26 protein-coding genes are annotated in these 25,374 nt (G+C 28.3%); 3 read left to right on the forward strand and 23 right to left on the reverse strand.

The genetic code is table 11. The features are described 5' to 3' along the window. Positions 1-65 precede the first annotated feature (65 nt). A complete protein-coding gene (locus tag OW729_RS13960; RefSeq protein WP_268062155.1) occupies positions 66-1,262 on the forward strand; it encodes a class I SAM-dependent methyltransferase in 1,197 nt (398 codons plus the stop codon). A gap of 118 nt (positions 1,263-1,380) precedes the next feature. Here the strand turns inward: OW729_RS13960 and OW729_RS13965 are convergent, their stop codons facing one another. After that, positions 1,381-2,031: a ComEA family DNA-binding protein gene (locus tag OW729_RS13965; RefSeq protein ID WP_268062157.1), complete on the reverse strand. Its 651-nt coding sequence runs from the start codon at positions 2,029-2,031 to the stop codon at positions 1,381-1,383. Between the two features lie 489 nt (positions 2,032-2,520). Here OW729_RS13965 and OW729_RS13970 point away from each other — a divergent pair, with 489 nt between their 5' ends. Continuing rightward, positions 2,521-3,780, forward strand: coding sequence for a D-alanyl-D-alanine carboxypeptidase family protein (locus OW729_RS13970; protein WP_268062158.1), 1,260 nt, complete (start codon positions 2,521-2,523; stop codon positions 3,778-3,780). Between the two features lie 112 nt (positions 3,781-3,892). Here the strand turns inward: OW729_RS13970 and OW729_RS13975 are convergent, their stop codons facing one another. The 7 genes from OW729_RS13975 to OW729_RS14005 all read right to left on the reverse strand — a co-directional run bounded on the left by OW729_RS13975 (position 3,893) and on the right by OW729_RS14005 (position 10,380). Further along, positions 3,893-4,795, reverse strand: coding sequence for an RluA family pseudouridine synthase (locus OW729_RS13975; protein WP_407647685.1), 903 nt, complete (start codon positions 4,793-4,795; stop codon positions 3,893-3,895). Next, positions 4,788-5,171, reverse strand: coding sequence for a RidA family protein (locus OW729_RS13980; RefSeq protein WP_268062159.1), 384 nt, complete (start codon positions 5,169-5,171; stop codon positions 4,788-4,790). The genes OW729_RS13975 and OW729_RS13980 overlap by 8 nt, the downstream gene beginning before the upstream one ends. Positions 5,172-5,186: 15 nt before the next feature. Then, positions 5,187-6,437 carry an LCP family protein gene (locus OW729_RS13985; protein WP_268062160.1) on the reverse strand — a complete coding sequence of 417 codons (1,251 nt, stop codon included), beginning with the start codon at positions 6,435-6,437 and terminating at the stop codon, positions 5,187-5,189. Beyond that, complete coding sequence (gene yqeK / locus OW729_RS13990; RefSeq protein ID WP_268062161.1) at positions 6,434-7,015, reverse strand: bis(5'-nucleosyl)-tetraphosphatase (symmetrical) YqeK; 582 nt, start codon at positions 7,013-7,015, stop codon at positions 6,434-6,436. The genes OW729_RS13985 and yqeK overlap by 4 nt, the downstream gene beginning before the upstream one ends. An 82-nt stretch (positions 7,016-7,097) precedes the next feature. Beyond that, complete coding sequence (gene nadD / locus OW729_RS13995; RefSeq protein WP_268062162.1) at positions 7,098-7,697, reverse strand: nicotinate-nucleotide adenylyltransferase; 600 nt, start codon at positions 7,695-7,697, stop codon at positions 7,098-7,100. A gap of 174 nt (positions 7,698-7,871) precedes the next feature. Beyond that, positions 7,872-8,984 carry a Ger(x)C family spore germination protein gene (locus OW729_RS14000; RefSeq protein WP_268062163.1) on the reverse strand — a complete coding sequence of 371 codons (1,113 nt, stop codon included), beginning with the start codon at positions 8,982-8,984 and terminating at the stop codon, positions 7,872-7,874. Continuing rightward, the gene (locus OW729_RS14005; RefSeq protein ID WP_268062164.1) at positions 8,968-10,380 is read right to left on the reverse strand and encodes a spore germination protein; all 1,413 of its coding nucleotides are present in this window, start codon (positions 10,378-10,380) and stop codon (positions 8,968-8,970) included. Before OW729_RS14005 ends, OW729_RS14000 begins: the two co-directional genes overlap by 17 nt. A gap of 125 nt (positions 10,381-10,505) precedes the next feature. Here OW729_RS14005 and OW729_RS14010 point away from each other — a divergent pair, with 125 nt between their 5' ends. Continuing rightward, positions 10,506-11,597 carry an endospore germination permease gene (locus OW729_RS14010; protein ID WP_268062165.1) on the forward strand — a complete coding sequence of 364 codons (1,092 nt, stop codon included), beginning with the start codon at positions 10,506-10,508 and terminating at the stop codon, positions 11,595-11,597. Positions 11,598-11,648: 51 nt separating this feature from the next. Here OW729_RS14010 and yhbY read toward each other — a convergent pair whose 3' ends face one another. From yhbY to OW729_RS14085, 15 genes are all read right to left on the reverse strand, one after another. After that, the gene (gene yhbY / locus OW729_RS14015) at positions 11,649-11,939 is read right to left on the reverse strand and encodes a ribosome assembly RNA-binding protein YhbY (protein ID WP_268062166.1); all 291 of its coding nucleotides are present in this window, start codon (positions 11,937-11,939) and stop codon (positions 11,649-11,651) included. Between the two features lie 10 nt (positions 11,940-11,949). Continuing rightward, the gene (obgE, locus tag OW729_RS14020) at positions 11,950-13,224 is read right to left on the reverse strand and encodes a GTPase ObgE (protein ID WP_268062167.1); all 1,275 of its coding nucleotides are present in this window, start codon (positions 13,222-13,224) and stop codon (positions 11,950-11,952) included. A 38-nt stretch (positions 13,225-13,262) separates the two neighbouring features. Further along, on the reverse strand, positions 13,263-13,799 hold the full coding sequence (locus OW729_RS14025; protein WP_268062168.1) for a Spo0B domain-containing protein: 537 nt from the start codon (positions 13,797-13,799) through the stop codon (positions 13,263-13,265). Positions 13,800-13,998: 199 nt separating this feature from the next. Further along, entirely contained in the window at positions 13,999-14,298 is a 300-nt protein-coding gene (gene rpmA / locus OW729_RS14030; RefSeq protein ID WP_268062169.1) for a 50S ribosomal protein L27, read from the reverse strand. Positions 14,299-14,301: 3 nt separating this feature from the next. Then, entirely contained in the window at positions 14,302-14,634 is a 333-nt protein-coding gene (locus tag OW729_RS14035) for a ribosomal-processing cysteine protease Prp (RefSeq protein WP_268062170.1), read from the reverse strand. A 4-nt stretch (positions 14,635-14,638) separates the two neighbouring features. Further along, positions 14,639-14,950, reverse strand: a complete 312-nt coding sequence (rplU, locus tag OW729_RS14040) for a 50S ribosomal protein L21 (protein ID WP_268062171.1) — start codon at positions 14,948-14,950, stop codon at positions 14,639-14,641. 124 nt (positions 14,951-15,074) lie between these two features. After that, positions 15,075-16,520 (reverse strand): Rne/Rng family ribonuclease, encoded by a 1,446-nt coding sequence (locus OW729_RS14045; RefSeq protein WP_268062172.1) that lies wholly within the window; start codon positions 16,518-16,520, stop codon positions 15,075-15,077. 22 nt (positions 16,521-16,542) lie between these two features. After that, on the reverse strand, positions 16,543-17,151 hold the full coding sequence (locus OW729_RS14050) for a 3'-5' exonuclease (protein ID WP_268062173.1): 609 nt from the start codon (positions 17,149-17,151) through the stop codon (positions 16,543-16,545). 138 nt (positions 17,152-17,289) lie between these two features. Beyond that, positions 17,290-17,904 carry a class I SAM-dependent DNA methyltransferase gene (locus tag OW729_RS14055; protein WP_268062174.1) on the reverse strand — a complete coding sequence of 205 codons (615 nt, stop codon included), beginning with the start codon at positions 17,902-17,904 and terminating at the stop codon, positions 17,290-17,292. Positions 17,905-17,969: 65 nt separating this feature from the next. After that, positions 17,970-18,518, reverse strand: coding sequence for a GNAT family N-acetyltransferase (locus OW729_RS14060; RefSeq protein WP_268062175.1), 549 nt, complete (start codon positions 18,516-18,518; stop codon positions 17,970-17,972). 774 nt (positions 18,519-19,292) lie between these two features. Then, positions 19,293-20,000, reverse strand: coding sequence for a TIGR03936 family radical SAM-associated protein (locus tag OW729_RS14065; RefSeq protein ID WP_268062176.1), 708 nt, complete (start codon positions 19,998-20,000; stop codon positions 19,293-19,295). Further along, positions 19,975-21,846 (reverse strand): TIGR03960 family B12-binding radical SAM protein, encoded by a 1,872-nt coding sequence (locus OW729_RS14070; RefSeq protein ID WP_268062177.1) that lies wholly within the window; start codon positions 21,844-21,846, stop codon positions 19,975-19,977. The genes OW729_RS14065 and OW729_RS14070 overlap by 26 nt, the downstream gene beginning before the upstream one ends. A gap of 97 nt (positions 21,847-21,943) precedes the next feature. After that, on the reverse strand, positions 21,944-22,888 hold the full coding sequence (locus OW729_RS14075; RefSeq protein WP_268062178.1) for a M50 family metallopeptidase: 945 nt from the start codon (positions 22,886-22,888) through the stop codon (positions 21,944-21,946). Between the two features lie 6 nt (positions 22,889-22,894). Then, complete coding sequence (locus OW729_RS14080) at positions 22,895-23,626, reverse strand: M23 family metallopeptidase (protein ID WP_268062179.1); 732 nt, start codon at positions 23,624-23,626, stop codon at positions 22,895-22,897. Between the two features lie 532 nt (positions 23,627-24,158). Continuing rightward, positions 24,159-25,322: an iron-containing alcohol dehydrogenase gene (locus OW729_RS14085; protein WP_268062180.1), complete on the reverse strand. Its 1,164-nt coding sequence runs from the start codon at positions 25,320-25,322 to the stop codon at positions 24,159-24,161. Positions 25,323-25,374: the final 52 nt, after the last annotated feature.

The raw sequence follows: 25,374 nt of genomic DNA on the forward strand, positions 1-25,374 counted from the left end.
AATTACTAATTCTATATAATGTAAAAATAAATCTAACATACAAAAACGGAGGTACTAAAAAACTTATGAATAAACAAAGTTTAACCAAACTAAAGCTTTTTTTTATGGGAATAGAAAATAGGTTCTCAGAAAATAAATCTATTTTCAAAAGTATAAATGTATCTTTTAAAACTGGCTTAAAAGAATTTAGTGGCCATGGAGTTTATTCTGAAGATAATATCAAATATAACTTTAATGGAATTACAATAGCTAATAGTATAAATAAGATTTTTGAAAATATATGTGCTGAAGCTGAAAAGTATGATTCATTACAATTTATATATAGCGAAAGAGGTACTGATATTTTAATTTCTGCTGACAATAAAAATGTATTCATGAAAAATGTTGAATCAGAGAATGACAATACCATAAAAGAAACTGTAAAAAACTCTAATCAACTATGTAATACTCATGAAGGTACATCTTCTTTACTAAATAGAGATTACTATATAAAAATAGGTAAAGCCGATAATTTACTTAAAGAAATTAATATAATGACTAAAGAAGGTAAAATAAAAAATGATAAAATAAGAAAATATAATCAAATAGATCATTATGTTGAACTTTTAGATGGAATTTTTAATGATTTACCTAATAAAGGTACAATTAACATACTAGACTGCGGCTGTGGTAAATCTTATTTATCATTTGTACTAAATTACTACTTAACTGAAGTAAAAAAGATGAAGTGTCATTTTATTGGCCTAGATTATTCGGAAAATGTAATTAATTCCTCTAAAAAAATGGCACAAAACTTAGGATATAGAAACATGGAATTTCATGCTGTTGATATAAAAGATTATGTTCCTGATAAAAAAGTAAATATAGTATTATCTCTTCATGCTTGTGATACTGCTACAGATATGGCCCTAGCTCTTGGAATAAAATTAAATTCCGATGTTATTATTGCAGTTCCATGCTGTCACAGAGAATTATTAAATCAGTATTCTTATAATCCTTTTAAATCTATTATAAAACATGGTATTTTAAAAGCTAGAATGGCCGATATTATAACAGATGGTATGCGTTCCACTATGCTTGAAGCTAAAGGCTATGATGTATCTGTTGTGGAATATATTTCACCTCTAGAAACTCCCAAAAATCTCATGATTAGGGCATTTAAGGTTAAAGAGAGTGATGATGATGCTATGGATGAATATCATAATTTAATGAATTCTTTAAATGTTTATCCTGCTTTATATAGATATTTAAATGAATGGTAATACATTAAGTCGATGATTATGAAATTTTAATTTTCATAATCATCATTTTAAATTTTACATAAAAAAATTATAAAATTCCAAGATCATACAATTCATTAACTATTACTTTATAAAAAATTTATCTTACTTGAATTTTATCTTTAAATTTAGCAAGAGTTTTTTCTCCTATTCTATCTACTTTTGTAAGTTCATCAACTGATGTAAATCCACCATTTTTATCCCTATAATCTATTATCTTTTCAGCTGTTACTTCTCCAACTCCAGGCAAAGTCTTCAAATCTTCCTTTGTAGCAGCGTTGATGTCTATTTTATCACTGCCTGAACTACTTTCCTTAATGGAATTACTTCTATTAATTGTATTATTGTTTGTTTTATTTTCTTCTCCCTTTTTACATATTATTATGCAATCTTCATCCTTTAGTTTCATGGAACCATTTACGCAAGTTGTATCTGCATTTTCAGTATACCCCCCAGCTTTGCCAATTAACTCATATACTCTAGTACCATATTTCATATCATATACATTGGGCTTTTTAACTTCCCCTTTTATCTCTACCACTATCTTTTTATATTCATTATAATGTTCTTTTTCCTGGGATGAATTAGACTTATCTATAATTACTTCTTCTTTATTTTTTACTTGATCATTTTTCACTGTTACTTCTGCATTATTAGCTTTTGGTTTTGTACAAAAATACCCTACAATAAGAAATATTAAGCACATAACAATCATTACTATAGATCCAACTAATTTTTCTTTTTTTTCCATTACCATTCCTCCGAATTATTAGCTTTCACATTTATTTCTAATCTCTATATCTTAATTATTGACAACTCTCCTGCAATTATTAACTGAATATTTAAATTTTTCATTTCTACCCTTATTGGATATATTCAATGTGAGGAAAAATTTTGCTCCTGTTTGTGTGTTTTCTATCTTTAAATTACTTCCATTAAAAAAAAGTAAAGGAAAAAATTTTAAGTCGTTGACATCAAAATGCCATAGATCAGGTGTATACTACTTATTGTATTTTATATATTTTGGGTCCAAGACTATATAAAATCTTTAATTTTAAAAATTTTATATATGCAGATATATAATAAAAATTTCTTTAGTTTAGAAAATCCATAAGAATATTTGAAAAATTCCTAGTATTCTTTAATATAATTATTTTCTTTAAATGTAATTGAAATGCTTTGTTTTGATATGGATTTATATTTCTGTTATACTAATCTTATAAAATTTAGGAGGTAACTAATGCGTAAGACTGTCATTTTTATACTAACATTTATATTATCAATTTCATTAATAATAAGTTCAGCAAAAGCTAATAGTATTCCCCCTTCAGTATCAGCTGATGGAGTTATATTAATGGATGCAACCACAGGAAATATTTTGTATTCTAAAAATAAGGATGTGAAATACCCACCTGCATCTACTACTAAAATTATGACTGCCCTATTAGCCCTTGAAAACTGTAAATTAGATGAAGTTGTTAAAGTAGGCAAAAAACCTCCTCTTGTAGATGGAAGTAAAATATATATATTTGAAAATGAAAAACTAACTGTAAAGGATTTATTATATGGTCTTCTTCTTCAATCTGCCAATGATTGTGCAGAAGCATTAGCAGAACACATATCTGGCTCCAAAGAAAATTTTGCTGAGTTAATGAATAAACGTGCTAAAGAGTTAGGATGTAAAAATACTACTTTTAAGAATGCTCATGGTCTATATGATGATAATCATAGAACTACTGCATATGACCTTGCTTTAATTCTAAAAGAACTTATAAAACATCCAGAATATAAAGAAATCTCAACTACTTCAATTTATTATATACCTCCAACAAATCAAACTGGAGCAAAACGTCCTATTTGGAATAAAAACAAATTAGTTCAAAAAAATTCAGACTCTTATTATCCTGAATGTATTGGTGGTAAAACTGGATATACAGTTCAATCTAAACATTCTTATGTAGCGGCAGCTTCACGAAGTAATCAAACACTTATAGCTATATTACTTCATGATACTAAACATACATATTGGTCTGATGTTATAAATTTATTTAATTATGGATTTAATAATTTTTCGTTGGAGACTTTTCACTCTAAGGGAGACTCACTAGGAACATACTCTATAAACAAAAATACTGAAATTCCAATTGTATCTGCTGAAACTTCTTTTTATGTAAAAGATAAAAATTCTGATGAAGAACCACAATTTAAAATAAATGATCAAAGCCTAATAAAAGGGGATTTTAAAAAAGGAGATATCATATTAGATGCAAGTATCCTGTATAAAAACAAAAATGTTGGAACTTTAAAAATAGCAAGCAATGTAGACTACTCTTCTAATAACAACCTGCTAGCCTCTTTTAAAAATACACAGATAACTAGCTCAGGACTTTTAAAAATTGCTTCATGCGTTGCTATAGGAGCATTAGTAGTAGCTTTTATTTCTGTTAGACTAAAAAAAAGATTTAAAAAGAAAAGAAAAAAATTTAAACATATACATTAGAACTATTGTGTTTACATAGATTAACTTTGTATTTTTTACATATGGCTTGAATACAGAAGCTATTTTTCATTTCAAAAAGAGAGATTGCATTAATTAATACAATCTCTCTTTTTTACTTTAATTTTCTTAGAAGTTCTTTCATATCATCAGGTAGCTCACATTGAAATTTTAACAATTCTCCACTTCTAGGATGAAGAATTTGTAGTGAATAGGCATGTAGTGCCTGCCGATTTATGTATTCATCTTCTTCTTTTCCATATAAGCTATCTCCATATATAGAAGTACCCATACTGCTTAAATGCACTCTTATCTGATGGGTACGGCCTGTTTCTAAAACAAGTCTTACTAAATCAGAATTATTAAATCTCTCAACAACATTAAAATGAGTTATACTTTTTTGCCCTCTACCATCAATGATTCTTTTTATACTTCCATCATCTGGTTTATATATAGGCTTATCTATAACTCCCTTTTCCTGTGGAAGATTTCCATGTACTATAGCTAAATATGCTTTGACAAATTGTTCTTTGTTCATATCTCTAGCTAAAGACATGTGACTAAAAGCATTCTTTGCAACAAGAATAAGGCCAGAAGTATCCATATCTAGCCTACTAACAAGCCTAACTATACAGTTATCACCATTTTGTTTAAAATGATATAACAGCCCATTAGCTAAAGTACCTTGTGGGTATCTTTTGGTTGGATGAACAACTATACCTGCTGGTTTATTCACAACTATTATATCTTTATCCTCATAAACAATATCTAATTCCATTTTTTCAGGAATAATATCTTGTTCTTCTGATTTGTCGATATAAACTTCAATGTTATCTCCAGCGCTTAGTTTAGTAAACAATGTAGCATTCACATTGTTTACTTTAACTCCTCCGCTCCTTACAACCTTTTGAGTAAATCTACTAGAAAATTTAACTACACTCCTAAGATATTGATTGAGTTTCAATCCATCATATTCATTTTGGACTATAAACTTTAATGTTCCAGTGTCATTATTCAACTATTGCAATAACCTCTATTTCTAATAATGCATCTTTTGGAAGTTTTCCAACTTGGAAGCAAGATCTTGCTGGTTGTTCTGAAACGAAATATTTTCCATATATTTCATTTACTTTTCCAAAATCATTTATATCACTTAATAATACAGTTGTTTTTATAACGTTTTCAAACTTTGTTCCTGCTTCTTCTAATATAGCTTTTAAGTTTTGCATTACTTGTTCTGCAGCTTTTTCAATATCTCCAGTAACTAATTCTCCAGTTTTTGGATCTATTGGAATTTGACCTGAAGTAAATACTAAATTTCCTACTTTAACTCCTTGTGAATATGGACCTATTGCTGAAGGTGCATTTTGTGTGTTAATGATAATTTTTTCCATGTTATTATCCTCCAATTATTTTATGTTTTTGTTGGTAAAATTTTTTCCCAACAATATTATTATATCAAAGTTTTTGCTGTTGTCATCAATAATTTCATATTTTTTTATATTTAAATCTTTTTTTATCATGTCCATTGTAGTATTATCAACGTTATTAAAATAAATTACACTCTCGTCTCTAGCTGTACCATTTCCTGTAGATACACTGTTATATCCTTCTTCATTTAATTGCTTCTTATAATTAGCTGCTAGCCCATCCTTTTTAGTGCAATTTAAAACTTGTATTCTCATATTATTTTTACTTAAACCAGAATTTTCACTTAAAGAGCTACTCTGATGAAGTTTACTTAAAATCTCTTTATTAAATTTTTTATCATAAATAAAATAGGAAATTCTATTTATATATTTAAACTCGCCTTTTAATGTATAAGTTTGAATTTTATTTGCAGTTACAAAATTATATCCATACTTCATCATTTCATCTGCAGACATATTTGTCTCACAATATTTTGGTATAGTCGTTAGAATCCCTGGTATTCTAGGTATTATCTTAGGACTCTTTAACTTTTCAAGTACTTTCTGTACAAAAATGTGTTGATTGTCTATTCTACCTATATCACCATCAGCTAACCCTGTTCCATCATTATTTTTTCTCCATCTAAAAAACTGCTCTGCCTTTGCTCCATCTAAATGAACCTCTTCTCCTTTTTTAAAATGTATATGTAAATCTTGTGATTCATCGTCATAATTCATATTTCTAGTTATCTCCATATCAACTCCACCTATTGAGTCAATAATTTCTCTAAAACCTTGGTAATCTATTTTCCCATAATAATCTATGTCTATATCTAAAAGTTTTTCAACGGCGTCAATAGAATAGTCAACATTCCCCACAGCATGAGCAGCATTTATCTTAAAATTTTTTTTATTTATTTTTATTAAAGTATCTCTAGGAATAGAAACTATACTAACTTCTTCACTCGTTGGATTATAATGTATCAACATCATTGTATCTGTACGTTTAGGAACATTCCCACTTTTAATAGTTGGATCACCAATATCTACCCCTAATGCAAGGATATTAATTGAATCATCAGTTTTATCCTTACTTCTTTTTAAACTACTCAATTGATTTTTATTTGAATTTTTACTTAGTTTGTCAAGGGTATGATATACATAGACCCCACTTATAGCTATTATAGATATTGCTAAGGTTATTATAATTAAAATTATTTTTTTTATCTTACCTCTTTTTTTTGAACTCATATCTCCTCCACATATTTCTCACATATCATATAGTTTCTTGCCTCTACTGTATCATTGTGCAAAAGCTGTCCTTTTTCTATGACATACTTAATTGTTCTGTCAAAGGCCATAATCAAAGATTTATCTATATCTTTAAAAGCCATTTCCCTAACCACATCTACTCCTGGGAAATCTCTTAACGGTTCTATATAATCAGCAATAAAAATTATTTTTTCTAGCATACTCATATTTCTCCTACCTGTAGTATGATAAGCAATTGAATTTAATATATCTTCATCTTCAATTCCTATAATGTTTTTAGCTACATAGGCTCCTGCTACCCCATGTAGAAGACTTGAGTTTTTAAAGCATACTTTAGTGATATCATAACCGTATTCTCTAGCAACACTCAACATTCTCTCTCTTTGTAAATACTTTGCGCAATCATGGACAAGTCCTGCGATTTTAGCTTTTTCTATATCCTCTCCATAAATATCGGCTAACTTTATAGCTGTATCCATAACACTTATACTATGCTTAAATCTACTTTCTTTTAAATTTTCTTTTAAATATTGAACTATCTTATCTTCTGTCCACATATCTAAATCCCCCTTATTCTTTATACCATTTATATATTTCATACTTTAAACTAACCCTACTCTTTTATTTTAATCTTTAATATTATTTATACAAGTCTATATTTTTAAGTAAATTATCTAACTTTTCTGGTATAAGATAACTTACATTTTCACCATTTCTTATTTTTTCTCTTATAAGAGTAGATGAAATTTCTAATATAGGTATATCTAAGAGGATAATTTCCTTATTATATTTATTTTCTATATTAATTTTCTGATCATATATTTCTTCTTTTTTATAACCCATCCTATTGAAGACAACAAATTTGCATTTTTCTAAAATACCTGCGACATTTTTCCATGTATCTATTTGCATTAAGCAATCCATGCCCGTTATAAAATACCATTCTGTACTAGGCTCTAAGGAATTAAAATGTTTTAAAGTTTCATAGGTATAACTTAAGTCTTTTTTATATACTTCGTAACTACTTACTTTGAATTTTTTCTCTTCACTAATAACTTTTCTGATTAATTCAACCCTTTTTTCTCCATCAGTTATTATTTTTCTCATCTTATGTGGTGGATTACCTGCGGGAACAAAAATAATCTGATCTAATCCCAATTTATATAAAGCTTCATAGGCTACATGTATATGCCCATTATGAATTGGATCAAAAGTTCCTCCAAATATTCCCTTTTTCATTTGAAATCATCCCTCTTCCAATAATCTGTAATATTTCTACCATAAAAAAGTATACCATAAAAAAATAAAAATTAAAGTAAAGCACTTTTTTATTTCCATAAAAAGATTATAAGCCTCAAATGAAATTTTTATTCCATCTGAAGCTTATAATCTTTTCTATATCATCTGATAAATTTACTTTATAAAGCTTAAACTTTCTCCAGATGCTGTAATATCAACATCAACATCCAATATTAATTCTGTTTCCTTAATAACATTTTCCACATTTGCTTTAGGATATCTTCTTTTAAGCTCTTCACCTATATCGAAAATATCTAGTCCCTTATCTTTATATTTATTAAATATAGTTTCACAAGCTCTTTTAATATTATCTTCTGTGGCTCCTTTTAATTCCATCAAGTTCTTGTCGTTTACTAACATCTTTTCTTGTATTTCAGCAAGAGAAGTATTAACTGTAATTTTCTTTATAAGTTTTATTTTCCCTTCATCATAATTTAAATCAGTAATTGTTTTACTACTCAATATATCCAAAGTTACAAATTTACTTTTCACTTCTGGATTTTTAGGTTCTAAAGTTCCTAATTTAACATTATCTAACAAGAAATTAAATCCTTGAGCTTCTTCCTTTTTTATTACTCCTACAAGTTTATCTTCTCTAATAACAGCTCCACCTTCAATTTTTATTTTATTTCCCAATCCATCAGATTTTAATTGTATAATAGGAATTACATTTACTTTATCACCAACTAACCTTTCATTTAAATACTCGTTAAAAGACCTTCTTATAGATCTGGAGGATACTCTTATATTCTCTATGAGCTGCATAATATATATACCTATATATTTTTCTTCTTCTAGTTTAGCTTGAAGCAATTTTTCCGGGTCTCCATCATAAATACATATACTGGGTCTTATAATTAGTTCTTGATCCCTCTCAAAAAAATCTATAAAATTATCTAATCCATATTCCGCAGCTCTCTTAGTAAAAACCAATACTTTATTTTGAGTATAATTCAGCTTATAGCTAGACATTAAACTCATATCCCTTGCTCCTTCAAACATCGTTTTTCCCTCACCCTTGAAGATAAGCCTAGTATCATTTCCAGGCCCTTTATTTCCTGCATTCGCCTTAAAGACCTCATCATATACTACAGGCTTATTCTCTTCATCTATATCCATTATAACAGTAGTAACAAATAATACTTTATTTATATCCTTATAGTTGAAACATCCACTAAAAAAAATACTAACTATTATAGTAGCCAATATACTAACTATTTTTTTCATTTTTTTCATCCTCATCAAATGTATTATTAGATATCTTATTAAGCCCTCTTCTTATTAATGTATCCCCATTTGTATTATTACTCTTAGTCCCTACAGGATATAAATATGGATATCCACAACTGTCTAAAGATGCTAAATGAGCTATTAAGGAAAAAAACGCCAAATAAAATCCAGGCAGCCCCAGTAATGATGAAAATAATAATATAATCAAGCTCCATATAACTACTGCTTTATACAAATTAGGTACAAGAAAAGTAGAAATAGATGATATAGCTACAATAACTATAGTAGTTTCTGAAGTTAATCCAGCACCTATTGCTGCTTCTCCTAAAATTAAAGCTCCTACTATACTTAATGCTTGACCTGTAGGTTGAGGCAATCTAATTCCAGCTTCCCTTAATATCTGAAAAAACAATATCATAATTACAACTTCTACAATGGTAGGGAAAGGTACTCCTGCTCTAGAATTTGCTAATCTAAATACTAAGACCGTTGGAACTAAAGAAAAATGATATGTACTTAAGGCTATGTATAGCCCGGGCAATAACATAGCTATAAAAAGTGCAATCCATCTTTGTAACCTTGCAAAACTCGTAAAATACTTATTTAAATAATAATCATCTGCTGCCTGTAAGTTTTCTATAAAAAAATAGGGAGCTACAATAACAGAAGGTGTTCCATCAACCATAACTATTACCTTACCCTCAAATAATTTAGAAGCTACAATGTCTGGTTTTTCTGTATATCCAATAGTATCAAAAGGTGATCTTGTATTTTTTAATTGCTCTTCTATATAGTTTGTATCAAGTACAAAGTCTATCTTTATACTTTTAATTTTATCTCTTATGTATTGAACTAATTCATCATGAGCAGTTCCTTTTATATATGAAACTACCACAATTGTTTGAGATTTTTCTCCTACGCTAAAACTTTCAAATTTTAAATCTTTGTTTTTTATTTTTCTCCTCACTAAAGAGATATTATCCATTATAGCTTCATTAAATCCTTCTCTTGGACCTTTTATAACAGCCTCTGTTGGTGGAACAAAAACAGGTCTCTTAGCAAAACCTTTTGCTTCACAATAAAGTATATTTTTATCAAAATTAAATACTAGTACTATATCGCCTGATAGAATATGTGATATTGCATCATTTTCATCATTAACATTTCCAACTATATTAGCCCATAATATTTCTTTTTTTATACTGTCTATATCCTTTAAATCTTTGTTACTTAATAATGGCTGAATTACATATTCACTTATAAATTTAGAATCACACAAATTATCTATATATATTATTGTTATTATACCTTCCGGGCATTCTAACTCCCTATACTTAACATCAAAGCTATCTTTCAACTTTTCTTTTATATGACTTATATATTGTGCATTCAATTTATCACCTACTTATAATAACTTTTTATTATTTTTTGTAAGTGAAGGGGATATTATTCACTATTTTGGTAAACAATATTAGATAAATTTGTTAATTTGAAAAAATTTCTTGAGGTGAATTATATATGAATCAATTAAATTCACGGCATTTGATATTTGTAATATTTGGTATATCAATAGTTGCATTAAAAACATATCCTAATATAGTTATTTTATTTGCTGGAAGAGATTCTTGGATAGCAGTGCTTATAGCTTCTATATTACTTTTTTTGTTTACTATTTACATAATATTAATTTGTCAAAAAACTGAAACTTATAATATATATGAAATTTATGATTTTGCATTGGGTAAAAAGTTAAGTACCATATTATTGTCTTTGCTTTATTTAACAATTTTCTTAACTTTAATTGAATGTTCATCAATTGAATCCAGTTCAATTCATGAAAATTTATTTATTGAAACACCCCCATGGTATATATTGATATTTTTTGTTATGGTAGGATTTTATTCTATTAATAAAGGATTAAATGCTGTTATTATAATAACAGTAATAGGAATATCTTTTATTATGCTGGCTGGAATGAATTTAGGTATAATGACAATAAAATTTAAAGACAACAAATTTCTATTTCCTATATTAGAAAACGGGTTTGATTTAAACTTTCTTATTGCTACAATAAAAGCTTTAGGTGGGTATTCAAGTATTTTTCTTTTTTTACCTTTTTTAATAAACTTAGATACTAAAGAAAGAAAACATCTTACAAAATCTGTTATTATAGCATTAATTATAGTTATCCAAATGGAGATATTATCCATGACAGGAATTATAACTACCTTTGGTCCTAAAAGAGCAATAAATATATGGTATCCGAAATTAATTCAAACTCAATTAGTAGGATATTTTGGTTTTTTAGAAAGTGGCGAGTTCTTTGTTCTACTTCAAATGGTTGGAGGATGGTTTGTAAAATACTTACTGACTTTTTATACCTTATTAACTTTATCAAAAGAATTTAATTTTTTAAGTAAATATACTACTTTAATCGTTTCTATTTTAGTTTATATTATCTCCTTTTTTATAATTCGAAATGCTTTTTTCCTTCTAAAATTTTTAAATTATTATAATTATATTTCCTTAATAAATTTTATAATTATACCTTTCTTTGTGTTTACTCTATTTATAGTAAAATTCAATAAAAAACAAAAAAGACTCTTTTAAAAAAGTCTTTTTTGTTTTTTATTTTATTATAATTATTATTTAAGTGTAATTTTATCTAGGTAATTCTATTTTAGGTTTTTTAGCTTTTTTATAGATTACTACTATATTACCTATTGCTTGAACCCCTTCACAATTTATTTCTTCACAAATTATATCTGAAGCTTCTCTAGCAGTAAGTCCACTATTGTTTAAAACTTTTAGTTTAATTAACTCTCTCTTTTTTATTGCTTCCTCTAATTGCTTTAAAAGGGGATCTTCTACACCATTTTTACCAACCTGAAAAATTGGTTGCATTGTATTTGCCAACCCTCTTAAATAAGCTCTTTGTTTACTACTAATCATATTTTTCCTCCTACAACAAAAATTCAAATTCGAAATCTTCAAGTCTTACTATATCTCCATCTTCAATTCCAAGTTCCCTTAACTCTTCTATTATACCTTTATCCTTTAAAACCTTTTGCAAGTATCTCATAGAATCAGGATCATTAACATTAACGCTTCTAAGAAGCCTATCTACAAAACTTCCAGTTATAGAATAAATATTATCCTCAACATTTATTTCATATGTGAATTTCTTTTCTTCTTCTATAAACTTATCTGATTCATCAATTTCTAAATCTTTTATTGGTATAGTACTTAGAACTCTAGCCGCTTCTTTCATAAGCTCATCTACACCTTCCCTTGTTGCCGCCGAAATCTTAAAGATTTTATTAAAGCCTAGTTTATTAAGTTCGCCTTTAAATCTTTCAAATACTTCATCATCGTACAACATATCACTTTTATTAGCTGCAACTATCTGAGGTCTATCCCATAATTTAACACTATAGTTTTTAAGTTCTTCATTTATTTTAATAAAATCCTCTACTGGATCTCTTCCTTCAACACCTGATATATCTACTACATGAATTAACAGTCTTGTTCTTTCTATATGTCTTAGAAAATCTAATCCAAGACCAACACCTTCTGACGCCCCTTCTATTATACCTGGAATATCTGCCATTACAAAAGCAGGAGTTCCTTCTGGTTTAACTACACCTAAATTTGGTTTTAAGGTAGTAAAATGATAGTTGGCTATTTTAGGCTTTGCTTTAGACACCATAGATAGTAACGTTGACTTACCTACATTTGGGAATCCCAATAATCCTACGTCAGCTAATAATTTTAATTCTAGTGTAATCCATCTTTCTTCTCCTGGCATTCCTGGCTCAGCAAAACTAGGCGTTCTTCTTGTTGGAGTAGCAAAATGGTAATTTCCTCTACCTCCTCTACCTCCTTTTGCAACTGCATAACTATCCCCTTCATGAGACAAATCAGCCATTATTTTGCCAGTTTCCACGTCTTTAATTATAGTTCCCATAGGTACCTTTATAACTAAATCTTCACCTTTTCTACCAAAACATTTAGACCCTGAACCATCCTTACCATTTTCCGCATCATATTTTTTACGATATTTAAAATCTAATAAAGTAGTTAGGTTTCTGTCTGCTTGTAAAATTACATTACCTCCACTGCCTCCGTCTCCTCCATCTGGTCCTCCTAATGGAATATACTTCTCTCTTCTAAAAGAAACGCACCCATTACCACCATTTCCTGACTTAACAAATATTTTAGCTATATCTATAAACACATGTATCACCTTACCTTAATTTATTTATTATGTAGCATCTATATAAAAGTCAATCTATAACCAATATCTTCATCATACATATATTTGTGCAACTTCACATTACTTATATTTGAATTAATTTCTTCCCACTCTTCCATCCAGTCTAACTCATCTACTACTGATTCACAATTAGAAATAAGTATACTTTCACCAGTTTCATCTTCAAATATGTATATATGAACAAACTTATATTTGTTATTTCCAATTTCATTAAATATATTATTTACTAATTTACTTTTTTTATGGTATTCCTTTTTAAAATCTGATTCTAATTTTTCTAATTCTATAAATAAGTCTAATTTCACTCCGTCATTTAATAAGTTTTTAAAATTCTCTTCCATTAAAATTCCAAAATAATTGTCTCCTAAAGAGTATATTTTACTTAATTCTTTACTTATATTCACCATTTTTTCTATATAATCTTTAGCTTCTTTATCTTTTCCCACTTGAATGTATCCATATATAACTTGTAATTCATTCATAAAATCATGTCTTTGTTTTCTAAAATATTCTACAAATCCCTCAAATTCATTCATTACATTACCTCACTATAAAAATCTAAATATTTACTTTAAAATAACTTACCCAGGAACATAATAGCTACTATCAAATACCTAAAGTAAACTAAAGATAGTTTAAATACTTATGTCTTTAAACAAAATTATGTGAGTTATAATAGATATATCATATAAAGTAAATGAAATTTTAAAAAAGCACCCTATTGGGTGCCTTGTATTATTCAGCTATTTCTTCAAATTCTACAGGATAAACACTAGCTTGTTTTTTATCTCTTCCAACTCTTTCATACTTTACTACACCGTCAACCTTAGCAAAAAGTGTATCATCTCCACCTCTACCAACATTGTTTCCTGGGTGTATCTTTGTTCCTCTTTGTCTTACTAATATATTTCCAGCAAGAACAAATTGTCCATCTCCGCATTTAACTCCAAGTCTTTTTGATTCAGAGTCTCTACCATTTTTAGATGCACCTTGACCTTTTTTATGTGCAAACATCTGAAGGTTTATTCTTATCATCCTTTACACCTCCTTAATAAACAGACGTACATAATCTCCGTAACCGTCCTTAATTAAACTTTTTATTCCTAACAACATAGTTTTAAGTAAGACCTGACATTTTTCAATATGTTCATCTTCTTCATTTTCTATGCTGACATTTAAGTATCCATCATCTTCAGCCTTATACTGTACATTCACTTTTAATATCTCAATAAGACCATTTAAAGTGGCCTGTGATAAAAACGATATCGCACTGCATAAAATATCATTACCTGCGTCATCAAACCCTGCATGGCCTTCAATTTCAAATGCTACAATATAACTTTCATCCAACTTAAATACTACATCAATCATGATATTATGCTTCTATCTTTTCGATTTGTAATTTTGTAAAAGGTTGTCTGTGGCCTCTTTTCTTTTTTGAGTCCTTCTTTGATTTGTACTTGAACACGATAACTTTCTTAGCTTTTCCTTGCTTAAGTACTTTAGCAACAACCTTAGCACCTTCAACTACAGGAGCTCCAACAACTAAGCTTCCGTCCTTATTTACAGCAAGAACTTCATTTAATTCAACATTTGAGTCAACTTCAGCAGTTAGTTTTTCTACGAAGATAACGTCTCCTTCTTGAACTTTATATTGTTTTCCTCCAGTTTTAACTACAGCGTACATTCAATACACCTCCTTATAAGAGTCTCGCCGCCGTCGGTACACAAGTCACTTTGTGTTTATAACCTTATGCGTGCGGTTTACAAAAGCCATTTTATCATATAGCTACTTATTTGTAAAGAAAATTTCACCCATATATCTTAAGGTTTTCTATTTTTTTCACTTGACTATTAAATAAAAGTGGTTCTACCTTGAAATTTTCTAGATTTTCCATAAAATTCACATATACTTTTTTATCCAAAGCATTTATTAATTTAATAAAACTTAAAACATCTCCTAATATATCCTTTTGATATATTTCATTTACTTCAATATATATATCATCAATATTATAAGATCTGTTCATTTTAATAATTTCATTTTTAATTAAACTACTTATATATATAAACTTTATTCTCTTACCTTTTCCTTTACATAAATTACAATCTTCTTCTATATAATCATATATTGATTTTCCTCTTCTTTTCCTCGCTATTTGAACAAGATTTAACTGTGTAAAAGGATAAATTACTGTTTTCTTTTTATCTTCTCTAAATCCATCTTTTAATACATTCATAATTTTCTTCTTACTGTTGTAGTTATTTACATCTATAAAGTCAATTATAATTATTCCACTCAAATTTCGAATCATTACCTGTCTACATATTTCTTTAGCAGCTTCTAAGTTAGTATTCAAAGCTGTTTTATCTATAGATGTTTCTTTTATATTTTTAGCAGAATTTACGTCTATAACATACATAGCTTCTGTCTTGTCTATAACAATATTTCCTCCTCCAGGTAATACAACTTTGCTATTCCTAAGAGAAAGGATTTCTCTTTCAATATTATAGTAACTAAAAAGATTTTCTTCTTCAAAATACATGGTTAATTCTATATTTAAATCAGACTTGTTTTTTATAAATTCACTTATAAAATCATAGTCCTCTTTATTGTCACAGATAACTTTTTCTGTATTTTCATTTAATATGTCCTTTAAAATTCTTCCCAAACTTCCTCCACCATCATACAAAAGTTTAGGTTTTATAGAGTAACATCCTTGTTTAACAATATTTTTGTAAATAGAATATAATTCTTCTATCTCTTTGTTTATATCATTTATTTCTACATTAAGTGCATTTGTTCTAATCATAATTCCTACATCATCAGGTTTGTTTAAATGAGACATTATGTACTCTTTAAAATTATCATTATCATCTATTTTCTTAGAAAAATTAATATTTTTATTATAAGTTATTATAACTACATACCTTCCTGGTACACTAATTTGACTTGTTACTTTAGGACCTTTATCTAAAATAGGTTCCTTCATTATCTCAACAAGGACCTCATCTCCATTTTTCACTTGAGAATTTCCATACCTTTCATGTATGTACATATAAGCATTTTTTTCACATCCAATATCTATAAAAGCACATTTAATAGCTGGAACAATATTTTTAATTACTCCCTTATATATCTCTCCAGGAGACGGCTCTAAACTTTCTTCTTCAATAAAACATTCTTTTAATTCATTATTTTCCTTCAATGCTATTCTCAAGATGTTTTTCTGTCTTTCTATAAAAACTTCCTCCAATATGCCACACCTCATCTATTTATTAATATTTTTCTTCTATTTCATATCCTTCTATAAACATTCTTTCTGCTATCTTCATCAAAGCCCTTGCATCCGGAAGAGCCTCATGTCTACTTAAAGAAGGTATATCTAACATATTTAAAGCTTTATCTAAAGAAACACTTGTCTTAATCTTATAAAATTGTGCAAATTCCTTAGATAAATCTAAATAATCATCTTTTAAAAAAGGAAAACTTATCTCATAATCTTTACATATAGTTTTTAAAATATCATATTCTGCTTTTCCCCAAGATATCCAGATCGTTTCTTCTGGAATATATATCTTTTTTAATTCATTAATAGCTTCTTCCAATTCCATACCATCTTCTATTTTTTCTTCCGAAAATCTTCCTGCATAAATGGCATAAAGTGGTTTATGCTTAGATTGTATATAATTCCTTGGTCTAATTACACTTTCAAATTCCAAAATTTTATCATCTTCTTTATACACAGCACCTACTTCAATAATTTCTTGAAGATATTTTTTAGCTTTATTCTTAACTACCCTTGTAGTTATAAATTCAAAATCTAAAGCTAATAAATTATATGGGATAAATTTCATTTCTAAATCCTGCATAATGTAAAAGCCCATTGAATCTAAACCCCTTTAATCTAATATATTACTAATTATACCCTATTTATATCCAAAGTAAAACTTGTATTAAATCTTAAAAAAAATGTATATTATGGGTAATGATAATAAGAACCTAAAAAATCACCCTTAGTATAGTTAATATTTCCTTGCTTTCATTAAAAATAATGAGTAATTAATTTTTTTACCATCTATATCTTTTTTATCATGAAAAAATGTATTTGATTCTACATCTTTAAAACCAACAGCTATTAAAACATTTTTTAACTTCTCTTGATTAAAACCATTATGTCCATCAAAATCTGAATATTTTTTATGAAAACTACCATCTTCTTCATCTAAATCTACTATACACAAATACCCATATTCATTTAGTAAATCATAAAACTTTTTTATTATAGACTTAGTATCTTGAATATGATGCAGTACCATAGAATTATAAATAACATCATATTTTCTATCTGTTAAACTTTCATCAAATATGTCTGATTGATAACTAATCATATTGTTTGCTTTATACTTATCAATTTTAGAATTAAGTATATCTATCATCTCTCTTGAGGTATCAATAAGTGTTATACTTTTAAATCTTTTATAAAGATTAAAACTTACAAGCCCAGTTCCACATCCAAATTCCATAGCAGAACAATCTTTATTAACATCAATTGAGTTAATTATTTTATCTGATATTATTCTTGCTCTATCAATTCTCTCATCAGTATCCCAAGTTTTAGCATAATTATCAAAACTCATAAATAATCTATTCCTCCATATTAAATAACAAAATATTATTTTATATTCTACAAAATTAACTTACTTTATTTACCTCTCACCCATTCATCAGCTAACATACCATAAACAATATGGTTAACATAATGGTCATAAAGCCATTCAGCATCCCTTATTAAACCTTCTTCACTAAAACCAATTTTTTGTGGAATAGCTCTACTCTTATAATTATTCTCACCACATCTTATTTCTACTCTATTTAATTTTAAATTATTGAATGCATAATCCACAAATTTTCTACATGCTTTTGTCATTATTCTTTTTCCTACATATCTTTCATCCAACCAATATCCTATACTTACAGATTTATTATTCCAATCAACTTTATGATATCCTATTATTCCAGCAAATACTCCTTTATACCATATCCCCGATTGAAACCCACTATTTGATACAAACTGTTCTTTTGTCATATCAATAAATTTTTTTGTATCCTCAATAGTCTTAGTTCCATCTACAAAAGGTAACCATTCCCTCAAATGATTCCTACATGAATCAATTGACTTGAAAATTTCTTCTGCATGCGTAGTTTCAAGTAATCTTAGCTCAATATTTTCATCAATTATACATTTAAACATACCTTTACTCCCCCTCTGCACCCCTAATAAAATAAAAAAATTTTTATTTTATTATAGCACAATAAAATAATATTGTGAGGTAATATTATAGTAGTGACTAGTGAACAGAGAATAGTGAATGATAAAGGAGGATTTTCCTCCTAAGGTCAGAAAATCTTTAAACTAAGTAAAAAAAGAAGAGCATAATGAAAAATTAATTTTTCATTATGCTCTTTGTCGTTAGTCTAAATAAAAGGGTTGATAAGCTCTTAAAAGCGGCAGCTATCAGAAACATTGCTAAATTTTAGATTAAGCATTTTTATTTATAGTATATTTTGAACATAATAAGATAAATGTTAGACTGTAGGCTGTAATAAGTTTTAATTTTAAATACTGATGGTTTGTTTTAAAATAATTTTCTATTTAGTTTTAAGATTTTCTGACATAAGGAAGAAAATCATCCTTTAGTCTTCCTCTTCTTCTCCCCAGTATACATATTAAACTATATTACTTATAAAGAAACTAAGGCAGAGGAATTGGATTTTCTTATATATGTAGTTAGCCAATTAAACTTTGAAGTAGCAACTAGGAATACTTAAGGTGTAGGTTTCTAAAAATGCGTAATTGTCAGAACGGACTCCGACAGCCGAGCTGGGGAATGGACTCCCCATAGCGAGGGTAGAATTTTTAGAAGGCTACGCCTTTAGTACTTCTTTGCGTACTGAAGGTTTAATGGATAACTACATATATCCTAGAAAATCCTATTCCTCTGCCGATGTTCATTACGTCACAACATTATTCTTTTAAGTATTCATCAAGACTAAGCATCTTTTTTCCTTCATAAGCGTACATATCTTGTCTTTCTATATCTATAAATGCTTCCTTATTTACTCCATTTAAATTATCCCTTAAATATTCTCCTAAAAGCTGAGCTGATAAATTCTCTTTACTTCCACTTGTTAGAGTCGTATTTATAAATAAGAAGCTATCATCAATATCACAATTTATTTTCTTTATCATTGGCTTTATATTTACATCTTTACTGCCCTTTTTACTTGTTTTTGTAGCAATCCATTCTTCTCTAGTCATTATAGCTTTCAAATCTTTTTGTACTGTTTCTGAATCAATACATTTTATCTTAATATTATACTGTGCAGCTTCAATAAGTGCCATCGCTGGCGCTGCTTTTTTTTCACCTATTTTTTCTTTTGCTTTTACAACATTAAGAATTTTTATTCCCATAGGTGCATTTTCATTTAGCCTTTCTTTTATGTACTCTGTGTCTATCTCCTCCGTAAACTCTAAATCCATGTATTCTCCTCTTGAATATGCCCCAACAGAAAGAGGTTGAGCTATAGATAAAATTATATGAGGATTAAATCCTTTTGAATATTGTACTGGAATTTCTGATCTTCTTATCATTCTTTGTATAGTCCTCATTAAATCTAAATGTCCTACAAACTTTATATTGCCTTCCTTAGTGAACTTTATTAAATATCGCATTTTCAAAGCAAACCCCCTTTCCAAAATTTTCATTAGTAAGTATTCCGCAATTCTTACACCCTTGTCTGCAGTCTGGTGTAAGATCAGCTTTTTTAGCCTTTTCATTTTCTTCCATTAAAAATTCTTTTGATACCCCAATATCTATAAAATCCCAAGGGAAAATTTCATCATAGTATCTTTCACGACAGGCGTAAAAATCACCATCTACATTGCAAGCTTCCATAGCTTTAATCCATGTTTCAAAGCTAAAATATTCTCCCCATCCATCAAATTTAGCTCCCATTTCATAAGCTTTTATTATAACATCACAAATTCTCCTATCTCCTCTTGCAATTATAGCTTCCATGTAACTTACTGGTGATTCATGCCAGTTATATGTAATTTGTCTGCTTTTAATTTTTCCTCTTAAAAGCCTTATTTTATTTTTCATATCTTCCATTTTATTTTGTGCCGCCCACTGAAAAGGTGTAAAAGGTTTAGGTACAAAAATGGACGTGCTTAACGTTACTTTAAGCCCCTTTCTTCTTTCTTCTTTTGATATACTATAATATTGCTGAACAACTTTTTGTCCTAACTCTGCTATGCCTACTATGTCTTCATCTTTTTCATAAGGAAGTCCTAACATAAAATACAATTTTATAGTTGACCACCCTGATTTAAAAGCACTTGTTACAGAGTCTAAAAGGTTTTGTTCAGTGACCCCTTTATTTATTATATCTCTCATTCTTTGACTTCCTGCTTCTGGAGCAAAAGTAAGTCCAGTTTTTCTAACCTTTTGAATTTCTTTTATAAGATCTACTGAAAATGCATCGATCCTAATTGATGGAAGAGAAACACCAACTTTTTTATCTTTATATTTTTCTATTAATGACATAATAAGATTTTGTATATCAGAATAATCACATGTACTTAAAGATACCAATGAAACTTCCTCATATCCAGTAATTTTTATGAGCTTGTCTGCCTCCTCTATTAGAGTTTTAGCAGTTTTTTCTCTAACAGGTCTATAAACAATTCCCGCCTGACAAAATCTACATCCTCTTGTACACCCTCTAAAAGTTTCGAGAGTTACTCTATCATGGACTATTTCGCCATAAGGTACTATTAATTTTTCTGGAAAAGGCACACTGTCAAAATCACGTATTATCGCTTTTACTACCTTTTTAGGAACATCCTCATATTTAGGTTTAAATTCTTTTAAAGTACCATCTTCTTTATAAGTAACATCATAAAGACTTGGAACATATATTCCTCTTATTTTTACAGCCTCTCTTAAAAACTGTTTTTTTCCTATTCCTTTTTTCTTATATTCTTTATATAAATCCATCAACTGATCTAATTGTTCTTCACCTTCACCTAAAGCAAAAATATCTGCTATATCATAAAGTGGCTCAGGATTATAAGCACAAGGACCACCGCATAAGACAATAGGCTCATCTTCTCCTCTTTCAGAGGCTCTTAAGCTTATATTACCTAAGTTAAGCATATTTAATATATTAGTATAGCTCATCTCATATTGAAGAGTAAATGATACAAAATCGAATTTTTCAAGAGAGTCTTTTGTCTCTAATGTATACATTGGTATATCATTTTTTCTCATTAGTTTTTCCATATCAGGCCATGGGGCAAAGGCTCTTTCACAATAAGTATCTTCTCTTTGATTTAATGTATAATAAAGTATCTTCATTCCTAAATGTGACATACCTACCTCATAAACATCCGGAAAGCAAAATGCAAATCTTATATCCACTTTGTCCTTATCTTTATAAAAACAATTTAGTTCTCCACCAGTATACCTAGAAGGTTTTTCAACCTTATATAATATATCGTCTGAAATCTTATTCATTAAACTTCCTCCTAAGTTAAATTGCAATTTCATTCATTTTTACATTTTAACATATTGATTATAAAAATTAAATAAAATATACTTAGGCATATTTTTACTATCCTTTGATACTCTTTTCATTCCATTTACTCCATTCTTCCACTGTCATTGTAGCCCATTTATCCATCTTATCAATCTCATCAGTAGTTTTTAAATATTCTTCTATAGAGATGTTGCCATAAACTTTTAGTCCTTCAACAAGGCTTTCTTCGTAAGTAATCCCTATAGTTTTCATGTCTTCGTCTAATACAATAAATATATTATATTTATTCTTATCCACTATACTAAGAGCTTCTAATAAAGTTTTTTTACAATATATTGATACACTTCTATTATCAATATATCCTCTCTTTAAAAACTTATATTTCTTTCTAATAATATCTCCCATAATTAAATAAACTATCCTTTCTTTTTCTTTATATGATGAGATTATAATAAAAAAACCAATAATTAAAATGCTTAAATTTAAACTTCTTAACCTCCATATAATTAATGAACATATTATCATTATAAATCCTACTATGAAGCTAATATTAACTGTAATCTTATTTGCTTTTTTATAATAGGTCTTTATTGATAAAATATCTCTCAAAATCCTTCCACCATCCAGTGGGAAAGCAGGAATTAAATTGAATATAGCTAATGCCATATTGCTCAAATATATAAAATTAAAATATTCACTATAAAAAAAATTCCTTAGAACACAAAAAATCAGTGCAACTACTAAATTAAATAAAGGACCACTCATTGATATAATAAGATCTTCTTTAGGCTCCGCATCATCTAAATCCTTAAGATGAAGTACAGCTCCTATAGGCAGTATTTCTATATCAAACCCCTTAAACCCCATTTTTCTTGCGGTAATATAATGAGTTAATTCATGCATAAAAACAAATAAAAAGGAAATAATCACTTTTCCTTTAAATCCTATTATTATAAGAACAATAATATAAATCATAAAAATTTTGCTAAATTTAATTAATAACGGCTTTTGTTTTTCCATAGCAAACTACTTCATTTCCACGTTTTTTTCTAAACCCTTATTTTGACCCATAAATAAAATTTCAAAATGAACTACCTCATTAGAATTACTACCACTGGCTTTAGCTATAATTTGTCCTTTTCCAACTTTGTCCTCTCTTTTTACTACTATATTTTCTAAATTAGAATACTTTGTTTCAAGCCCTTGACCATGATCAATAACAATATATTTTCCATATTTTTCATCGATACCACATTGCTTTACTGTCCCATCATAGCTTGCTTTTATATCTACCCTATTGGGAGACTCTATATCCACCCCTTGTTTAGTTGAGCTCATAATCTTCCCTTCAACAGGTAACTGAAACTTGTCTTTTATCATATTTTTTATTGTCTCTTCACCAGTAAACTTAGTTTTAATTTTTTCAATAATGTTTATAATCCTATCTTGAAAATTTTCTGTTTTTCCTTCCTCTTTAATTGTAGTAATTATCTTTTTATAATCGTAATTTTTATTAACTACATTCTTACAGTAATTATATGCTGTAGTCGTTCGTGGAGTAACAATAGTCTTACATGCTATTACAAAAATAAACATAATTAAAACCCCACACAGATCTTGAATTAATTTTTTAATTATTCTATTACCTGTCAATTGCTTTTGATGTTTATTAGAAATTCCATTGTAGTATCCACCAGTATTTCTTCTATTCACAATAGAACTATAATAGCTTTCATATTTAGAATTAAAATTACCCATTTTATCCCCCTTGCCTTAAGAAGATGATATATAATATATATATTTAGTAGAATTGGATTGTATTCGTAAAAGAATAATGTTTCGACGCAACATTATTATAGGGAACAGAGAATAGTGTATATAGAATAGTAAAGGAGGATTTTGTTTTAGACAAAATCTTAGATTGTTAAGATTCTTTTATTCGTTAGCATTTGTAAAATATCTATTTTAAAGATTGAGTTCATATAATTTTGAATTAAATTTAGAGTAAGGGAATGAAAATTCTCTTTATATTCAGAATATATTATGAACAGCTGTATTTAAGCTAAAATTTTGTAATAACTTACTCAAGCTACCGTTTTTAAGAGCTTATCAGCTCCTTTGTTTAAACTAAAAACAAAGAGCATAATGAAAAATCAATTTTTCATTATGCTCTTATTCTTTTACTTAATTCAAAGATTTTGGGACTTTAGGAGAAAAATCTTCCTTTACTATTCACTATTCTCTGTTCTCTGTTCACTAATCCCTATAATAATGTTGCCTTGCAATATTATTATAAAGATGCTTTGTATATTTCTAAAACATCATTTTTATCAAGTTTTTTGAATCCACCTAGAGGTCTAAACTTTGTAGCTTTTTCTGCCATCTCTTGTAATCTTTCTTCATTAATTCCAACTTCCTTCAAAGTCATCGGAATTCCTAATCCTTTAAAGAATTCTCTTGTTTTTTCTATTGCTTTTCTAGCTACACTATACTTATCTTCTTCTAATGATATTCCCCATACATTAACTCCATATTCAACAAACTTATCAACAGTCCCATTATCTAGAACATGTTCCATCCAATTTGGAGTAAGAATAGCAAGTCCTATACCATGAGTTATATCGTATATAGCACTTAGCTCGTGTTCCATTCCATGAGTAGCCCAATCTGTAATCTTTCCATAAGTTAATAGACCATTTAAAGCTATACTTGAAGACCACATCAAATTCGCTCTTGCTTCATAATTTTCTGGATTTTTAATTGCTATTGGACCATATTCTATACATGTCTTAAGAACAGCTTCAGCTAATCTATCTTGAAGAAAAGCTCCTTCTGTAGGACTAAAGTATTGTTCAAATACATGACTCATTATATCAGCTGTACCTGCTGCTGTTTGTTTAACTGGAACAGTCATTGTATAAGTAGGATCTAATATTGAAAACTTAGGTTTTAGGGACTCCCCAAAAGTCCCCAACTTCTCTTCTGTTTCCATGTTACTTATAACTGCATTTCCATTCATTTCAGAGCCAGTGGCAGCTAATGTAAGAATTGTTCCTATAGGTAGTGCTTGCTTTATTCTAGCTTTTCCAATGAAAAAATCCCATGGATCCCCTTCATAATGATATCCTGCTGCGATTATTTTAGAGCAATCTATTACACTTCCTCCTCCAACTGCGAGAATAAAATCAATATTATTTTCTTTACATATTTTAATTCCTTCATTTACACTAGTTAATCTTGGATTAGGATCTATTCCATTAAGTTCACAAAAAGATATATCATTCTCATTAAAAATCTCTACTATAGAATCATAAAGTCCATTTCTCTTTATGCTTCCTCCCCCATAAGTTAAAAGAACTTTTGAACCATACTTCTTTATTTCTTTTGCTAACACTTTTATTCTACCTTTTCCGAAATGAACATTTGTTGGAATAGAGTAACTAAATTTTAACATATTACTTCCCCCTTCACATTTTATATTAGGTTGATTCTTAATTTATTTCAGC

The organism is Clostridium brassicae (genome assembly GCF_026738875.1).
In the GTDB taxonomy this organism is placed as follows: domain Bacteria; phylum Bacillota; class Clostridia; order Clostridiales; family Clostridiaceae; genus Clostridium_H; species Clostridium_H brassicae.

Excerpts from the sequence above, each read along its gene's own strand:
- nadD (WP_268062162.1), bottom strand. The coding sequence starts at position 7,697 with ATGAAAAAGGGAATATTTGGAGGAACTTTTGATCCAATTCATAATGGG.
- OW729_RS14065 (WP_268062176.1), bottom strand. The coding sequence starts at position 20,000 with ATGCGATATTTAATAAAGTTCACTAAGGAAGGCAATATAAAGTTTGTA.
- OW729_RS14075 (WP_268062178.1), bottom strand. The coding sequence starts at position 22,888 with ATGGAAAAACAAAAGCCGTTATTAATTAAATTTAGCAAAATTTTTATG.
- OW729_RS14000 (WP_268062163.1), bottom strand. The coding sequence starts at position 8,984 with ATGAAAAAAATAGTTAGTATATTGGCTACTATAATAGTTAGTATTTTT.
- OW729_RS14035 (WP_268062170.1), bottom strand. The coding sequence starts at position 14,634 with ATGATTGATGTAGTATTTAAGTTGGATGAAAGTTATATTGTAGCATTT.
- OW729_RS14060 (WP_268062175.1), bottom strand. The coding sequence starts at position 18,518 with ATGTTTAAATGTATAATTGATGAAAATATTGAGCTAAGATTACTTGAA.
- OW729_RS13965 (WP_268062157.1), bottom strand. The coding sequence starts at position 2,031 with ATGGAAAAAAAAGAAAAATTAGTTGGATCTATAGTAATGATTGTTATG.
- rplU (WP_268062171.1), bottom strand. The coding sequence starts at position 14,950 with ATGTACGCTGTAGTTAAAACTGGAGGAAAACAATATAAAGTTCAAGAA.
- OW729_RS14050 (WP_268062173.1), bottom strand. The coding sequence starts at position 17,151 with ATGGGCTTTTACATTATGCAGGATTTAGAAATGAAATTTATCCCATAT.
- OW729_RS13980 (WP_268062159.1), bottom strand. The coding sequence starts at position 5,171 with ATGGAAAAAATTATCATTAACACACAAAATGCACCTTCAGCAATAGGT.
- yqeK (WP_268062161.1), bottom strand. The coding sequence starts at position 7,015 with ATGTGGACAGAAGATAAGATAGTTCAATATTTAAAAGAAAATTTAAAA.
- rpmA (WP_268062169.1), bottom strand. The coding sequence starts at position 14,298 with ATGATAAGAATAAACCTTCAGATGTTTGCACATAAAAAAGGTCAAGGT.
- OW729_RS14055 (WP_268062174.1), bottom strand. The coding sequence starts at position 17,904 with ATGAGTTTTGATAATTATGCTAAAACTTGGGATACTGATGAGAGAATT.
- OW729_RS13985 (WP_268062160.1), bottom strand. The coding sequence starts at position 6,437 with ATGAGTTCAAAAAAAAGAGGTAAGATAAAAAAAATAATTTTAATTATA.
- OW729_RS14010 (WP_268062165.1), top strand. The coding sequence starts at position 10,506 with ATGAATCAATTAAATTCACGGCATTTGATATTTGTAATATTTGGTATA.
- OW729_RS13960 (WP_268062155.1), top strand. The coding sequence starts at position 66 with ATGAATAAACAAAGTTTAACCAAACTAAAGCTTTTTTTTATGGGAATA.
- yhbY (WP_268062166.1), bottom strand. The coding sequence starts at position 11,939 with ATGATTAGTAGTAAACAAAGAGCTTATTTAAGAGGGTTGGCAAATACA.
- OW729_RS14085 (WP_268062180.1), bottom strand. The coding sequence starts at position 25,322 with ATGTTAAAATTTAGTTACTCTATTCCAACAAATGTTCATTTCGGAAAA.
- OW729_RS13970 (WP_268062158.1), top strand. The coding sequence starts at position 2,521 with ATGCGTAAGACTGTCATTTTTATACTAACATTTATATTATCAATTTCA.
- OW729_RS14025 (WP_268062168.1), bottom strand. The coding sequence starts at position 13,799 with ATGAATGAATTTGAGGGATTTGTAGAATATTTTAGAAAACAAAGACAT.
- OW729_RS14070 (WP_268062177.1), bottom strand. The coding sequence starts at position 21,846 with ATGAATAAGATTTCAGACGATATATTATATAAGGTTGAAAAACCTTCT.
- OW729_RS14080 (WP_268062179.1), bottom strand. The coding sequence starts at position 23,626 with ATGGGTAATTTTAATTCTAAATATGAAAGCTATTATAGTTCTATTGTG.